Below are 15235 nucleotides of genomic sequence, written 5' to 3' on the forward strand. Positions count from 1 at the left end.
ACAACCCGGGGGAGGGAGGGGATCGGTTCGTCTCCCCCTCCGGATTTTCCCGCGATGTTTCGACGGGTACCAGGGTGGGAAGGGATTTACGCGTGCCGGAGTTTTCTTCCGGGCCTTCGTTCCGACATCAGTTTCAAGGAGGTATGCGGATGGATCCGAGAATCCTTCGGGAAATCGAGGCGATCTTTCCTGGGGACCGAATCCTGACCGGATTGGGAGACCGGTACACCTACGGCTTCGATGCCTCCTTCGGGCAGTATTTGCCGGAGCTGGTGGTGCAGCCACAATCGGTGGAGCAGATCGCCGGGCTGGTCCGGTTGGCCAACGATCACCTGATTCCGCTTTATCCCCGCGGTTCGGCCACTTCCTTGAGCGGAGGCCCCCTTCCGGTCAAGGGAGGCATCGTGATCGACATGTCCCAATATCCCAAGCGGTTGGACGTGGATCGGGAGAATTTGCTGGCGGTGGTGACTCCGAGCGTGATCACGGCGGAGATTCACAGGGCGGCGGAGTCGGTGGGCCTCTTCTATCCGCCGGACCCGAGCAGTTCCCACGTTTCCACCATCGGGGGCAACCTGCTGGAAAATTCCAGCGGCCCCAAGGGGCTGAAGTACGGGACGACCAAGGAGTATGTGATCGGAATGGAAGTGGTGACGCCGACGGGGGAGGTGATCCGGGTCGGAGGGAAGACGGTCAAAAGCGTCACGGGCTACGATCTGACCCGGCTGATCGTCGGTTCGGAGGGAACCCTGGGCATCGTCACCGAGGCGATCCTCCGGCTGATTCCCAAGCCTCCCGCCCGGAGGACGTTGCTGGCCCATTTTCCGCGGCTGAAGGATGCCGGGTACGCCATCACCCGGATTTTGTCCTCGGGCATTCTGCCGGCGGCGATGGAATTGATGGACAACGCCTGCATTCGTGCGGTGGAAAGCTACCGGCCCCACGGATTGCCCACCGATGCGGAAGCGATCCTGATCATCGAAGTGGACGGGCATCCCTCGGCGGTGGATGAGGAGATACGCCGCTGCGAAGAGTTGTGCCTTGCGCAGGGCGCAGGGGGGTGCAAGGTGGCGGAGAATGAGGACGAGCGGGAGAAGATCTGGATGTCGAGAAAGATGGTCTCCCCGGCGATCACCCGGATGGGTCCGACGAAGATCTCCGAGGATGCCACGGTCCCCCGGGAGAAAATTCCGGAGATGATGGAGCATCTGAAGCGGATCAAGGAGAAGTACCGGCTGCAGCTGGTGGTGTTCGGACACGCGGGGGACGGAAACCTGCATCCCAACATCATCACCGATGAGCGGAACCGGGAGGAGATGGAACGGGTGGAAAAAGCGGTGGGAGAAATCTTCGAAGCGGCCGTCTCCCTGGGGGGAACCTTGTCCGGGGAACACGGGATCGGGATTTTGAAGGCCCCCTACATGGAGATGGAGCTGGGACGGGAAGGCGTGATGATGATGAAAAAGATCAAAGAGGCGTGGGATCCCAACAACATTCTCAATCCGGGCAAAATATTTCCCGCCCCCGGCCAGACCAAGGTGGTCTTGCGATGAGGGCGGGGGACCAAAAGGCCCGGCGAAGCGGAAGGGAGCTGTTGGAGGAAAAAGCCTGGGATCCCGCCCTTCGGTGCGTGCAGTGCGGGTATTGCCTGCCGGTCTGTCCCACCTATCAATCGATGGGAAAGGAGTCGGCCTCTCCCCGGGGAAGAATCAACCTGGTCAAACTGGCCGCGGAAGGGAAAACGGACGTGATTCGGGATCTGGCGGAGCCGATCGACCTGTGCCTGGGCTGTCGGGCTTGCGAAACGGCCTGTCCGGTCCGGGTGCCCTACGGCCAGATCCTGGAGGCGGCGAAGGAGGCGGTGGCCGAGGAGCGAAAGGGCGCGCCCTCCCCGTTGGGGGAACGGATGAAGGAGATGCTGCTCCGCCATCTCATTCCCCATCCGGGAAGGTTGCGGCTGGCGGGGGCGATGTTGTGGCTGTTCCAGAAAACGGGCCTGCAATCCCTGGTGCTGAGTTCGGGGCTTTTGCGGCGGTGGTCCGTCGCCGCCGATCAGCTGGGAAAGGTGCTGCCGCGGGTGGAGGCGCCTTCTTCGCGGCTTCGGCGGGGTGCGCTCCTGCCGGCCCAGGGGCGGAAAAAGGGGCGGGCGGCTTTTTTCGCCGGGTGCATCATGGATGAGGTCTTTCACGGGATCAACCGCTCCACCGTCGCGCTGCTTCAGCAGGCGGGATGGGAGGTGATCATTCCCGGGAACCAGCGCTGTTGCGGGGCCCTGCACGCCCACCAGGGGATGCGGGAAAAGGCAAAACAGCTGGCGAAGGACAACATTCGCGCCTTTGAGGCGTCGGGTGCGGAGATCTATGTCAACAACGCCGGCGGATGCGGGGCGATGCTCCAGGAATACGACCTCCTCTTTCGCGATGAACCGGAGTGGCGGGAGCGCGCCGCCCGCTTTGTGGAAAGGACCCGGGATATCTCGGAGGTGCTGGTCCGGTGCGGCCTTCCACCCTTTCGGAGGGAGTGGGAGGGTGTCATCGTCTACCAGGATTCCTGCCACCTGCGCCATGTCCAGAAGGTGGTCGAGGAACCCCGGGGGCTGCTTCGCTCCATTCCGGGGGCGGTCTACGTGGAGATGGAGGGCGCCGACCGCTGCTGCGGATCCGGCGGCATCTACAATCTCCTCCATTTTGAAGAGTCCATGAAGATCCTGGAGGACAAGATGAAGGAGGTGGAGAAAGCCGGCGCCACCACCATCGTCACCACCAATCCCGGCTGCCACCTGCAGATGAGGCTCGGGGTGGAGCGGATGGGGTGGACCGATCGCATCCGCGTCCGGCATCTGGTCGAGGTGCTGGCGGAGGTGTGTCTGGAGCAAAAAATTTTGACATCCGTAAAAAGATCTTGACCGAACAGGGCCGATGATCCGGTCCGATATATTGGCATAAAAATTGCAGTGATAAAGGACGGAAGGAGGGAGTCGATGGAGCTGATCGAATTTGTACAGTCCCATTGGGGCCAGATTGCGGAATTGGCGTGGGAACACGTCCAGCTGGTGGGGATGTCCGTGGGCGTGGCGATCCTGACCGGCGTTCCCTTCGGGATTTACATCAGCCAGCGGGAATCCCTGGCGAAACTGGTGCTGGCCGTGGCCGGCATGATCATGACCATCCCGAGCATCGCCCTGTTCGGGATCATGATCCCGATTTTCTCCGTCATCAACCAGGGAATCGGCTTTGTTCCGGCCTTCACGGCGTTGGTCTTATACTCCCAGTTGCCCATCATCCGGAACACGTATGTGGCCGTGAAAAGCGTGGATCCCGATATCCGGGATGCGGCGATCGGGATGGGGATGACCCCTCTTCAGCGGCTGCGTCAAGTGGAGATCCCCATCGCCCTTCCCGTGATCATGGCCGGAGTGCGGACCGCCGTCATTCTGACGATCGGCATCGCCGCGATCGCCGCCTACATCGGTGCCGGCGGCCTGGGGGAATACATCTCCCGCGGCATTTCAACCAGTTATACCACCATGGTTCAGGCGGGGGCGATCGCCGTGTCGATTCTGGCGCTGGCCGCGGACTATTTGCTGGGCAGGTTTCAGAGATGGATTTCTCCGAAAAGTCCGATGTCGAACCAATGAGGAGGCGGTGCGATGATTGAATTGCAGGATGTGACCAAGGTGTACCGGAGCGAGGAGGGGGAGGTGACGGCGGTGGACGGCGTCAGCATGTCGGTCGGGGAAGGGGAGATCTGCATTCTGCTCGGCCCCTCCGGATGCGGGAAGACGACGCTCCTCCGCATGATCAACCGGATGATCGAACCGACCCGGGGAACGATTCGGGTCAACGGGCAGGACATCCAACAGATGGATCCCTATGAACTGCGCCGTTCCATCGGGTATGTGATCCAGCAGACCGGCCTGTTTCCCAATATGACCGTCGAGCAAAACGTCACCGTCGTCCCCCGGCTGTTGGGATGGGACCGGGTGAAGATCAGGAACCGCTACAACGAATTGATGGACATGATGGGATTAAACCCCGATGAGTACCGGGACCGGTATCCCTGGGAATTGTCGGGGGGCCAGCAGCAGCGCATCGGCGTGGCGAGAGCCCTGGCGGCGGATCCTCCCGTGATGCTGATGGATGAGCCCTTCGCCGCGCTGGATCCGGTCATCCGGGAGCATTTGCAGAATGAGCTTTTGCGCATTCAGCGCACCGTCAGGAAGACGATCCTGTTCGTCAGCCACCAGATCGATGAAGCGATTCGCCTCGGCGACACCATCGCCGTTTTCCAATCCGGGAAACTGATGCAGCACGGCACTCCCGACGAGCTCCTCTCCCGGCCGGCCAACGACTTTGTCAGCCGGTTTGTGGGCAGCGACCGGCATCTGAGGCGCCTCGGCCTCTTCCGCGTGAGGGACCTCTTGGACAGGAAGGAGAAGAAGGGCGCCAAAAACGCCGGCCAGATCGATCAGCGGCATTCGGTCCGGCTTGATACCACCCTGAGGGAGGCGCTGTCCCTGTTGCTCGCTTCCCCCGCGGGTTCACTGGCGGTGCTGGATGACGAGGGACAGCGGGTCGTCGGCAGGATCACCTGGAGCGACTTCGAAAAATTGGGGGAAATCAGGCCTTCGGATCCGGAATCCCTGGCCCAGTGAACGGGGAAGAGGTGAGATGGTGAAACGGAAGTCGGAACGACTGATCCGCACGGGTTTGAGCCTGGTCCTGGCGGCATTTTTGGGATGGGCCTATGCGGCGGGCTCCTTCCAATACATGATGGAACATCCGGACGAACTGCTTCATCTGGTGGTTCAACACTTGCAACTCGTGGGGCTGTCCACGTTTTTGGCGGTGGCCGTCGCGGTTCCCCTGGGGATTTTGGTGACGCGTCCCCGGTTTCGGCGCCTGGAGTGGATCGTGGTCAACTTTGCCAACGTCGGCCAGACGATCCCCAGCCTGGCGGTGCTGGCCCTGGCCATGTCCTATCTGGGGTTGGGGTATCAGACGGCGGTGTTTGCCCTTTGGTTTCATTCGCTCCTTCCCATCCTCCGGAACACGGTGGCGGGAATGGAAAGCGTGAACCCCGACATCGTCGACGCAGGCAAAGGCATGGGGATGAAGCCGGTGCAGGTCCTGTGGAAGCTGGAACTGCCCAACGCTTCCCCGGCGATCTTCGCGGGGATCCGCACGGCGACCGTGATCAACGTGGGATCGGCTGCCCTGGCCTTTCTCATCGGCGGCGGCGGATTGGGCGACTTCATCTTTACGGGGATCTCCCTCTATGACACGGGAATCATGCTGGCGGGCGCCGTTCCCGTGACGGCCCTGGCCCTTCTGATCGACTGGCTGCTCGGGGTGCTGGAGAAATGGGTCGTTCCCAGAGGCATTCAGCGGGAAGCCGAATTGATCTGATGTGAGAAAGGTGGTTGAAGAGATGAAACGTTGGCGCGTAGGAATGGCTGTCTTGATGCTTGTCTCCCTCCTGGTCTTTTCCGGCTGCGGAGGCTCCGGCGGCGGAGCCGATAAGGGAGAGGTGACGATCGGGGGAAAGGATTTCACGGAGCAGCATTTGCTGACCAAGATCACCGCCGTCTATCTGAAGGAACAGGGGTATGACGTGGAAGAGGCGGGGAGCATGGGGAGCACCGTCGCCCGAAAGGCTCTGGAAAACGGGCAGGTGGACATGTACTGGGAATATACCGGCACCGCGTTGGTCGTGTATCACAAGCAACCGGCGGTGGCCGATCCGGACAAGGCCTTCGATCAAGTGAAAAAGACCGACGAGGAAAAGGGATTGACATGGCTCTACCAGTCGGGGGTCAACAACACCTACACCATCATGATGCGCAAGGATCAGGCGGAACAGCTGTCCATCAGGAGCATTTCCGATCTGGCGGAATACGTCAAAAACAACCCGAAAAAGTTGACCTTTGCCACCAACGCGGAGTTTTTCTCGCGGGATGACGGACTGAAGGGGCTGCAGAAGCATTACGGGTTCAGCTTCCCCGCCGACCGGGTGAAAAAGATGGATTCCGGGATTCTGTACAACGCCTTGAAGGAGGGGCAAGTGGACGTTTCCGTCGGCTTTGCCACGGACGGGCGGATCAAGGCCTTCAACCTGGTGCGGCTGGAGGATGACAAGGGCTTCTTCCCGGCCTATAACGCTTCCCCGGTGGTCCGCAAGGAATCCCTGGAGGAAAATCCGGACCTGAAGGATCTGCTGGTCCGCCTGGCGGAACGGCTGGACACCGAGACCATGATGGAGCTCAACTACAAGGTGGACGTGGAACACCAGGATGTCGCGGAGGTTGCCAGGGAGTGGCTGGTATCCGAAGGACTGGTGAAAGAATAACCGGTCAGACACGGGGCGGAGAAGGAATTCTTCGCCCTTTTTCTGTTAGGGAGGGGTGGGTATTTCCGGTTCATTCAGATCCCGTTGGTCCTCTTATATCTTGGAGGAACAATGGTCCGGCCTCGATCCGGAGGTGAAACGGGCGGTGAAGCGTTCACGGATGTAGTGGGATGTGCGGTTGCCGGCGTCGGCACGAAGGTGGCATCCATCGCCAGGGCCTTCTCGTATAGGATGTGGGGAGCGGGAAACAGTACGGTGATATTGTCCTCGGAAAAATTGAGTCCTCCCGGCGCCGCGTGGGTGAATGCCACCCTGGCGAATGCGTTGGATATCGATGACGGACACCGGTTGACCAAGGGGCATCCCGGAGCGATCGTATTCCCCGCCGTATGGGCCATTTCGGAGAATAAGGGGCTTTCGGGGGCGGAGTTTTTGACTGCCTTGCTGATCGGCTATGAAATCGGTATCCGTACGGGAATCATCGCTCATCAGCTCCGGCCGGAATACCATTGCACGGGTCCCTGGGGAGCGGTCGGGGCTGCAGCGGGCGGTGCGAGGGCGTCCGGGTTGGATTCTTTCCGACTGGTGAACGCTCTTGGGATCGCGGAATATTTTGCCCCGTATTCCCCCATGATGCGATGCATCGCTGTGCCCTCCATGGTCAAGGACGGCATCGGGTGGGGCAGCATGGCGGGGGTGAGTGCGGTTGGTCTGGGTACACGGGGATTCCCCCGTCGGTCGATTCGGAAGAGGCGGTTGAGGTGATCGGCGGCGGGAGATTTTGATCGACCCTTGTCCCCTGAGGAAAAGCGGAATAAATTTCTGGAACTGACTGCTCCGCAATTGGGGGATGCCATAAGTGAAGCGCTTTTGGAGATGATTCAGCATTTGGAACATGTGGACAACATCCGGGAACTGTCGGCGATTTTGTCATCCCGTTGATTGATAAAGGTGATGCCGGACGATCCCGTTCGACAGGCATTCGGGTTGGGCAGAATCGAAGGACAGACAGAGCGCTTTTCCCGTCACGGACGAAGTTCTTCGTCGCTTGATGAACGTTACGGCATGAACAGGGAATCCGACCGCATCGGAACCGGGTCGCCCATCACGGCGGCCTTTTTTGTATGGACGGGCGCATTCATTGACAGAATGAAATGGCTATTTTATAATTTATACAAATGTAATCAACATGAACATTTGTAAATACTTCATGCAGGGAGGGGTCCATGTGTTGGCCGCGTTTCAGTTGCCCTCCACGGTGCCGGTGGAACGGCTTCCCCATCTCTATTACCAGATGTGGTTGATCCGGTATTTTGACGAGAAGGTGGATCAGTTCTTTGCCAGGGGAATGATTCACGGAACCACGCATCTCTATGTGGGCCAGGAAGCGGTGGCGGTCGGAGCCTGCGCCGTCCTGGACGAGAAAGACAAGATCACCAGCACCCACCGCGGGCACGGTCACTGCATCGCGAAGGGTGCCGACGTGAACCGGATGATGTCGGAATTGTTCGGGAAAGCGAACGGGTATTGCAAGGGAAAAGGCGGATCGATGCATATCGCCGACGTGGAAAAAGGGAACCTGGGTGCCAACGGCATCGTCGGCGGGGGGATTCCCATCGCCGTCGGAGCGGCGCTGACGTCCAAGATGAAAGAGCTGGGCTATGTGGTTCTGTGCTTTTTCGGGGACGGGGCAGCCAACGAAGGCAGTTTTCACGAATCGCTCAATCTGGCGGCCATCTGGGATCTGCCCGTGGTGTTTCTCTGTGAGAACAACCAGTACGGGATGTCCGGATCGGTCAAGGACATGTTCCGGATTGAAAATATTGCCGACCGGGCGGCGGGATACGGCATGCCCGGCCGCGTGGTGGACGGAAACGACATCTTCCAGGTCATGAGCGCGGTGGACGAAGCGGTCCGTCGCGCCCGCGCCGGAGAGGGTCCCACCCTCATCGAGGCCAAAACGTATCGATGGAAAGGGCACTCCAAGAGCGACGCCAAGAAATACCGGACGAGGGAAGAGGAGAAGTGGTGGCGGGAAAATAAGGACCCCATCCGCAGGATGGAGGAAGTGCTCTTCTCCGAAGGGATCTTGACGGAGGAAGAGGCTGAAAAGCTGCGGGAAAAAGCGGCCCGTTCCGTCGAGGAGGCGGTGGATTTCGCGGAAAAGAGCCCCATGCCCTCACTGGATACGTTGGAAGAGGATGTATATGCCTGACGGATTCCAAAACGGGAAAAGGAGTGGGAGCGTGAGGGAGATCACCTATCTGGAAGCGATCCGGGAAGCGATCAGCCAGGAAATGCGGAACAATCCCGATGTGTTCATGATGGGGGAGGATATCGGGATTTACGGCGGAGCCTTCGGGGTGAGCCGGGGATTGTTGGAGGAATTCGGTCCGGAACGGATTCGGGACACGCCGATATCGGAGTCGGCACTGGCCGGATCGGCCGTCGGGGCGGCGATGACCGGCATGCGGCCGATCATCGAGTTGCAGTTTTCCGATTTCATTACCATCGCGATGGATCAACTGGTGAATCAAGGGGCGAAAATCCGGTACATGTTCGGGGGCAAGGCCCGGGTCCCGCTGGTGGTCCGGACTCCCGGCGGTTCCGGCACGGGAGCGGCGGCCCAGCATTCCCAGAGCCTGGAGGCCTGGACGGCGCATATCCCCGGCTTGAAAGTGGTGCAACCCTCCACGGCCTATGATGCCAAGGGGTTGTTGAAGGCGGCCATCGACGACGACAACCCGGTGATCTTTTATGAACACAAGCTGCTCTACAGGACCAAGGGGGAGGTACCGGAGGAACCTTACGCGATCCCTCTCGGCAAAGCCGACATCAAAAGGGAAGGGACGGATATCACCGTGATCGCCACCTCCATCATGGTTCACCGCGCCCTGAAGGCTGCGGAGACCCTGTCCGGGGAAGGGATCAGCGTGGAGGTGCTGGATCCGAGGACCCTGGTTCCCCTGGATGTGGAGAGCATTGTCCGATCCGTGAAAAAAACCGGAAGGGTTCTCATTGTGCACGAGGCGGTCAAACGGGGAGGCATCGGAGCGGAAATTGCCGGGGTGATCGCGGAAAGCGAGGCCTTCGATTATCTGGATGCCCCCATCCGGCGGCTGGGCGGAGCAGCGGTTCCCATCCCCTACAATCCCGCGCTGGAAAAGGCGGCCGTTCCCCAGGAAGAAGACATCGTCCGGGCTGTGCGGGAGCTTGTCCAGAAACAGTTTTAGGAGGTAAACGACCATGGCCGAAGAAGTGTTGATGCCCAAGTTGGGGATGACGATGGAAAAGGGAACGATCCTGCGCTGGCTCAAGAAAGAGGGGGAGCAGGTGCAGGCGGGGGAGCCATTGCTAGAGGTGATGACCGACAAAATCAACATCGAAGTGGAGTCGGAAATTTCCGGAACCCTGCTCAAGATCTATTACGGCGAAGAGGAGGAGGTTCCGGTCAACCGGGTCATCGCATACATCGGGGAAGCGGGGGAAAAGGTTCCGGAGGCGCCTCCCGGCGTGGAGGGATCGGCCCGGAACGACCGCGTATCGGATCCCGCTCAGCCGGAGGCGGAAAGGGAGTCGGCACCGGCGACCGCAGTGAAAAAAGTCCGGGCAACTCCCTCGGCCCGAAAGCTCGCGCGACAGCTGGGCGTGTCCCTTGATCAGGTGCCCGGAACCGGGCCCAGGGGGAGAGTGCATCGCTCGGATGTGGAGACGTATGCGTCGCAGATTCGCCGGGAGAAGGAAACAACTCCTCCCTTCAGTCGCGAGGAAGAGAAACGGGGTGAAACTCCCGCCGCCGAAGCGATCCGAATGGGAGGCATCCGGAGGGCCGTCGCCCGGCGCATGACGGAAAGCGCCATGAACGCTCCGCATGTCACCCTGTTTACGGAAGTGGATATGGGGGAAACGATTCGGTTGAGAAAGCAGCTCCTCCCCCTCGTCGAGAAGGAGACCGGCTACCGCCTTTCCTACACGGAACTGATCATGAAGGCCGCCGCCCAGGCTTTGGCCAGACACCCCCGGTTGAACGCTTCCCTGAAAGGGGATGACATGATTCTCCATCGCGAGATCCATATCGGCCTGGCGGTGGACGTGCCGGACGGGTTGGTGGTTCCCGTGGTGAAACATGTGGATCGCAAGGGAGTGGCGGAACTGGTGCGGGAATGCAAAAGTCTGGCGGAGCTGGCGCGCCAGGGGAAGCTCACGCCGGATCAGATCCAGGGGGGGACATTTACTGTCAGCAATCTGGGGATGTATGAAGTCGACGGTTTTACGCCGATCATCAATCCGCCGGAGTCGGCCATATTGGGGGTGGGTCGGATTTCGGAAAAGCCGGTGGGAGTCGGCGGGGAGATTTGCCTCCGGCCGATGATGACGCTCAGCCTCTCCTTTGATCACCGCGTCGTCGACGGCGCGCCCGCGGCCGCATTTTTGACGGATTTGAAGGGGATTCTCGAACATCCGTACCGGATGATCGCATAAAAACGGGGGAGCCGATCCCCTTCGTATTGACAGGGGAACCGAAAGCGTTTACAATTTTATTACAATTGATACAATGTGGAACATATGTAAAAGGTGGTGAAGTAGTGCAACATCTCACCCTGTTTTTCATGATTTTCGCGGGCATGTGGATGTGTCAGATCCTGCTCGCGTTATGGCAGGCGAAACACTTTCGCCGGCAGCTGCATCTGATGGGAAATCAGGAATCGGGGTATTTGGGGGTGGGAGTTCATCGCCGTCGGTTCGGGCCGGGGGCGGTGGTGATCCTGGTCACCGATACCGAGGGAAGAGTGACCAATTGCAAAATGATGGCGGGGATGTCGGTCATGGCGCGCTTCCGAAAGGTGCCCGAACTCATCGGCAAGGAGTTGGAAGACTGCCGGGTGAAGGATCCGAAAAAGGCAAAACATCTCGCCTTGAACATGGCCATCGACAAGATCCATGAGGAGCGGGCCAGACGGGAGGAAAGGGACTCGCTGATGCGGGAGCAAACCGGGTAAGCCCCGCGGTGAGCCGATTTTTACGGGGCGGTGGATGATGGAAAAGTTGTTGAACAAAGAGCATATCGTCATCATGGACAATTGCGAAGATTGGGAGAAAGCGATCCGCCTTCTGGGGGATCGCCTCATCCGGACCGGCACCGTCGGGAGGGAGTACATCGACAGGGTGCTGGAGCGGGAGAGGGAATACCCCACGGGCTTGTCGTTGGAAGGCGGGATCAACGCGGCCATTCCCCACGCGGATTCCGCCGGGGTGTTCCGGCCCGGCCTGGCGCTGGGTGTCATCCGACAGGGTGTCGGCTTCAGGGAGATGGTCAGCAAGGATCCGGTCCGCGTTCAGTTGGTTTTTTTGCTGGCTGCGGTATCGGGTGAGGGACAGCTTGGCCTGTTGCAGGGGGTTATGGAGCTGCTTCAAAACCGGTCAATCCGGGAAAGGATCCTCTCCGCGGAAAGGGAGGACCAAATCGCAGGGATCCTCGGAAAAAGGGATTAACCGTCTCGGGGGGAAGAATCATGGCGAAAAAACGGGTGATCGTGATTTGCGGGACAGGGGTGGCCACTTCCACGCTGGTGGTCCACAAAGTGAAGGAGTTCCTTCGGGAAAAGGGGATTGACGCCAATGTTCAACAGGGAAAGGTCTCCGACATTTTGACCCGGAGCGGGGAATTCGACCTGATCATCTCCACGACCGCCGTTCCTCCATCGGTGGATCGGGAGAAAGTGGTCAACGCCGTGCCGATCTTGACCGGAGCGGGGAAGGAGAGGGTGTTTGAGGAGATCGAGGCCAAGCTGAAAAATGGAGGTGAGTGAGGATGAATGTGATCGATTATTTGTTGGATTTGGGGGCTTCGGTCGTTCTTCCCGTTTTCATTTTTCTCATCGGCTTGATCTTGAGGGTGAAGCCCGGGCAAGCCTTTCGCGCCGGTCTTACCGTCGGGATCGGATTTGTGGGGATTAATCTGGTGATCAATCTGTTGGTGGAGAGCCTGGGGCCGGCGGCGAAGGACATGGTGAAGCAGTGGGGCCTCGATTTGAACATCATCGACGTGGGATGGCCGGCCACTTCGGCGATCGCTTTCGGGTCGGCGGTGGGGGCGCTGGCGATCCCCATCGGGCTGCTGGTTAATCTGGGAATGCTCCTTTTAGGGCTTACGCGCACCCTGAACATCGACATGTGGAACCTGTGGCACATCGCCTTTACCGGTGCCCTGGTCACCATCATGACCGACAACTTTGTGCTCGGCGTGATAACGGCGATCGTTCACGCCATGCTGTTGCTGGTCCTGGGCGACTTGTCGGCCAAACACATCTCCAATTACTACGGTTATCAGAATATTACGTTTCCTCACGGCACGTCGGCGCCCTATTACCTGATCGCCCTCCCTCTGGAGAAGCTTTTCAACCGGATTCCCGGCTTTCGCGATTGGAAGGCGGACCCGGAGACGATCCAGAAGCGGCTCGGGATCTTCGGGGAATCGACGGTTCTCGGGCTGATTCTTGGAATTTTGATCGGTTTATTGGCGGGCTGGGAGACGAAGGAGGTTCTGAACCTCGGCGTGAAGACCGCCGCGGTGATGCTGTTGCTGCCCCGGATGGTCTCCCTGCTGATGGAGGGGCTGATTCCCATTTCGGAAGCCGCGGAACAGTTCGTCCGCAAGCGCTTCCCGGGCCGGGAGCTGTATATCGGCATGGATTCCGCTTTGGCCGTGGGACATCCGGCGGCCATCGCCGCTTCCTTGATCATGGTTCCGATCGTGTTGGCCATGGCGGTGATCGTCCCCGGCAACCAGGTCCTTCCCTTCGGTGATCTGGCCACCATCCCCTTCATTGTCTGCATGATGGTGCCGATCTTCCGGGGGAATGTGATCCGAACAGTGATCGGGGCCACGATCTCCCTGGCGTTCGGGTTGCTGTTGGCGACCTATATCGCGCCCCTGTTTACGACGGCGGCGAAGAACGCCGGGTTTAACATGCCGGAGGGGGCTGCGGCGGTTTCTTCCCTCGTGGACGGCGCGGTGCCCACCACGGCCATTTTCATCTTCGGGGCGAAGCTCGGCTACGCGGGGATCATCGGCATCGGCGTCCTCACCCTGGTCGCCGCGTACATCATGAGCCGAAGGCATTTCCGAACCGAGCAAAAAGGTGAGGCGGCGGAGGGATGAACCCCGCATTTCAACTCTGGTGAACGGATTCGGGAGGTGTTGGACGATGGATTTTTTGGTTCATGTGGCGGAAGGTTTTATCGGGATGTTCCAAAAGGGCGGGGAGACGTTTATCAATTTGGTCACGGGAATCATTCCCACCCTCATTTGTCTGATCACCGCCGTCAACGCGGTCAACAAATTTGTGGGGGAGGAGCGGATCACGCGGTTCGCCCGGAAATGCACGGGAAACATTCTGCTCCGCTACACCGTCTTCCCCGTGCTGGCCATGTTTTTCCTGACCAATCCGATGGCGTACACCTTCGGCAAGTTTCTGCCGGAGCACCAAAAACCGGCGTTTTACGACTCGGCGGTTTCCTTTTGCCATCCCATCACCGGCCTCTTTCCCCATGCCAATCCGGCGGAATTGTTCGTCTACATGGGGATTGCGACGGGCATCACGCAGCTGGGGCTGTCCTTGGGCCCCCTGGCCATCCGGTACTTTTTGGTCGGCGTGATCGTCATATTGATTCGCGGGATTGTGACGGAGTACATCACCCAAAGGATGATCAAACGGTCCCATGTGCAGAAAGCCGGGTCGGCGGTTTGATCCTTGGGGAGAGGAGGAGAGAGCATGGCCTCGTATAAACCGGTGCAAGTGTCCAAGGGAGAAGGGGGTTGGGGCGGTCCGCTCGTGATCCGTCCCACGGAGAAGAAGCGTTTCGTCGTATCCGTGACGGGAGGGGGGATTCATCCCGTCGCCGAGAGAATCGCCTCCCTGACCGGGGGAGAGGCGGTGGACGGTTTTAAGAAAAAGGTGGAACCCGAGGAAATGGCCTGTGTAATCATCGATTGCGGGGGAACGGCCCGGTGCGGGGTCTACCCGAAACTGGGCGTGCTGACGGTGGACATCACCCCCGCTTCCCCCTCCGGGCCCCTCATGCAATATATCAAGGAAGACAATTTTGTATCCGGGGTGCGGCTGGAGGATATCCGCCCGATGGAGGAGGATGAAGCCCGCTCCTATGAGGAAGCAGCCTCGGCGGAGGAAGCGCCGGAATCCGCCGGTGAGAGGGAAGCTCCCTCCGCCCAGGCGACGGCGTCGGTTCCCCGAAACAAAATCGTCCAATTCATCGAAGCCATCGGCCGCGGGATGGGAAAGGTCGTGGGAACCTTCTATCAGGCGGGGCGGGAGACGATCGACCAGGTGATTCGAAATATCCTGCCGTTTATGGCCTTTGTCAGCACCATCATCGGGATCATCCTGTATACGGGGATCGGGAATCTGATCGCGGAAGTGGTATCCCCCCTGGCAGGGACCCTCGTCGGCCTCCTGCTGATCTCGATCGTGGCCGCCCTGCCGTTCCTGTCTCCCCTTCTCGGGCCGGGGGCCGTCGTCGCTCAGGTGGTCGGGGTCCTCGTCGGCGTCGAGATCGGCCGGGGCAACATTCCTCCCCAAATGGCCCTTCCCGCCCTGTTTGCCATCAATCCGCAGGTGGGTTGCGACTTTGTTCCGGTCGGGCTCACGCTGGGGGAAGCCAAGCCGGAGACCATCGAGATCGGCGTTCCTGCCGTCTTGTTCTCCAGGATGATCACCGGTCCCCTGGCGGTATTGATCGCTTACCTGTTCAGTTTCGGGCTCTATACCAACTAGTGCCCCGTCGACTAACTTAGATCGGGAAATTCCGAAGGAAAATGTTACCTCATGGTCGAATGGATTCATAGGTGATCGAAATGATTTTCGTT

The 15235-nt window shown here is 59.6% G+C and carries 17 protein-coding genes; all 17 read left to right on the forward strand.

What is annotated here, in order from left to right; translation table 11 throughout:
- The first annotated feature begins 149 nt into the window (after window positions 1-149).
- The 17 genes from CLV97_RS09130 (at window position 150) to srlE (ending at window position 15143) form a co-directional block, all read left to right on the forward strand.
- Complete coding sequence (locus CLV97_RS09130) at window positions 150-1553, forward strand: FAD-binding oxidoreductase (protein ID WP_106345209.1); 1404 nt, start codon at window positions 150-152, stop codon at window positions 1551-1553.
- Window positions 1550-2905: a (Fe-S)-binding protein gene (locus CLV97_RS09135; RefSeq protein WP_106345210.1), complete on the forward strand. Its 1356-nt coding sequence runs from the start codon at window positions 1550-1552 to the stop codon at window positions 2903-2905. Before CLV97_RS09130 ends, CLV97_RS09135 begins: the two co-directional genes overlap by 4 nt.
- A 75-nt stretch (window positions 2906-2980) precedes the next feature.
- Window positions 2981-3637 (forward strand): ABC transporter permease, encoded by a 657-nt coding sequence (locus tag CLV97_RS09140; protein ID WP_106345211.1) that lies wholly within the window; start codon window positions 2981-2983, stop codon window positions 3635-3637.
- Between the two features lie 12 nt (window positions 3638-3649).
- Window positions 3650-4654, forward strand: coding sequence for an ABC transporter ATP-binding protein (locus CLV97_RS09145; protein WP_106345212.1), 1005 nt, complete (start codon window positions 3650-3652; stop codon window positions 4652-4654).
- 16 nt (window positions 4655-4670) lie between these two features.
- Window positions 4671-5408 carry an ABC transporter permease gene (locus tag CLV97_RS09150; protein WP_106345213.1) on the forward strand — a complete coding sequence of 246 codons (738 nt, stop codon included), beginning with the start codon at window positions 4671-4673 and terminating at the stop codon, window positions 5406-5408.
- 22 nt (window positions 5409-5430) lie between these two features.
- Window positions 5431-6348 carry a glycine betaine ABC transporter substrate-binding protein gene (locus CLV97_RS09155; RefSeq protein WP_106345234.1) on the forward strand — a complete coding sequence of 306 codons (918 nt, stop codon included), beginning with the start codon at window positions 5431-5433 and terminating at the stop codon, window positions 6346-6348.
- 111 nt (window positions 6349-6459) lie between these two features.
- Entirely contained in the window at window positions 6460-7113 is a 654-nt protein-coding gene (locus CLV97_RS09160; RefSeq protein WP_106345214.1) for an MmgE/PrpD family protein, read from the forward strand.
- A 27-nt stretch (window positions 7114-7140) separates the two neighbouring features.
- Window positions 7141-7290 (forward strand): hypothetical protein, encoded by a 150-nt coding sequence (locus CLV97_RS18115; protein WP_170070428.1) that lies wholly within the window; start codon window positions 7141-7143, stop codon window positions 7288-7290.
- A gap of 352 nt (window positions 7291-7642) precedes the next feature.
- Entirely contained in the window at window positions 7643-8563 is a 921-nt protein-coding gene (locus CLV97_RS09165) for a thiamine pyrophosphate-dependent dehydrogenase E1 component subunit alpha (RefSeq protein WP_245891449.1), read from the forward strand.
- Window positions 8564-8594: 31 nt separating this feature from the next.
- Window positions 8595-9581: an alpha-ketoacid dehydrogenase subunit beta gene (locus tag CLV97_RS09170; RefSeq protein WP_106345236.1), complete on the forward strand. Its 987-nt coding sequence runs from the start codon at window positions 8595-8597 to the stop codon at window positions 9579-9581.
- Window positions 9582-9594: 13 nt separating this feature from the next.
- On the forward strand, window positions 9595-10830 hold the full coding sequence (locus CLV97_RS09175) for a dihydrolipoamide acetyltransferase family protein (protein ID WP_106345215.1): 1236 nt from the start codon (window positions 9595-9597) through the stop codon (window positions 10828-10830).
- A gap of 104 nt (window positions 10831-10934) precedes the next feature.
- Window positions 10935-11348: a transcriptional regulator GutM gene (locus CLV97_RS09180; RefSeq protein ID WP_245891448.1), complete on the forward strand. Its 414-nt coding sequence runs from the start codon at window positions 10935-10937 to the stop codon at window positions 11346-11348.
- A 37-nt stretch (window positions 11349-11385) separates the two neighbouring features.
- Window positions 11386-11841, forward strand: a complete 456-nt coding sequence (locus CLV97_RS09185; RefSeq protein ID WP_170070429.1) for a PTS sugar transporter subunit IIA — start codon at window positions 11386-11388, stop codon at window positions 11839-11841.
- Between the two features lie 20 nt (window positions 11842-11861).
- Entirely contained in the window at window positions 11862-12158 is a 297-nt protein-coding gene (locus CLV97_RS09190) for a PTS sugar transporter subunit IIB (protein WP_106345217.1), read from the forward strand.
- Window positions 12159-12160: 2 nt separating this feature from the next.
- On the forward strand, window positions 12161-13510 hold the full coding sequence (locus tag CLV97_RS09195; RefSeq protein WP_106345218.1) for a PTS galactitol transporter subunit IIC: 1350 nt from the start codon (window positions 12161-12163) through the stop codon (window positions 13508-13510).
- Between the two features lie 46 nt (window positions 13511-13556).
- On the forward strand, window positions 13557-14099 hold the full coding sequence (gene srlA / locus CLV97_RS09200) for a PTS glucitol/sorbitol transporter subunit IIC (protein WP_106345219.1): 543 nt from the start codon (window positions 13557-13559) through the stop codon (window positions 14097-14099).
- Between the two features lie 24 nt (window positions 14100-14123).
- Window positions 14124-15143, forward strand: coding sequence for a PTS glucitol/sorbitol transporter subunit IIB (gene srlE / locus CLV97_RS09205; RefSeq protein ID WP_106345220.1), 1020 nt, complete (start codon window positions 14124-14126; stop codon window positions 15141-15143).
- Window positions 15144-15235: the final 92 nt, after the last annotated feature.

The sequence above is a fragment of the Planifilum fimeticola genome, from assembly GCF_003001905.1.
Lineage (GTDB): Bacteria > Bacillota > Bacilli > Thermoactinomycetales > DSM-44946 > Planifilum > Planifilum fimeticola.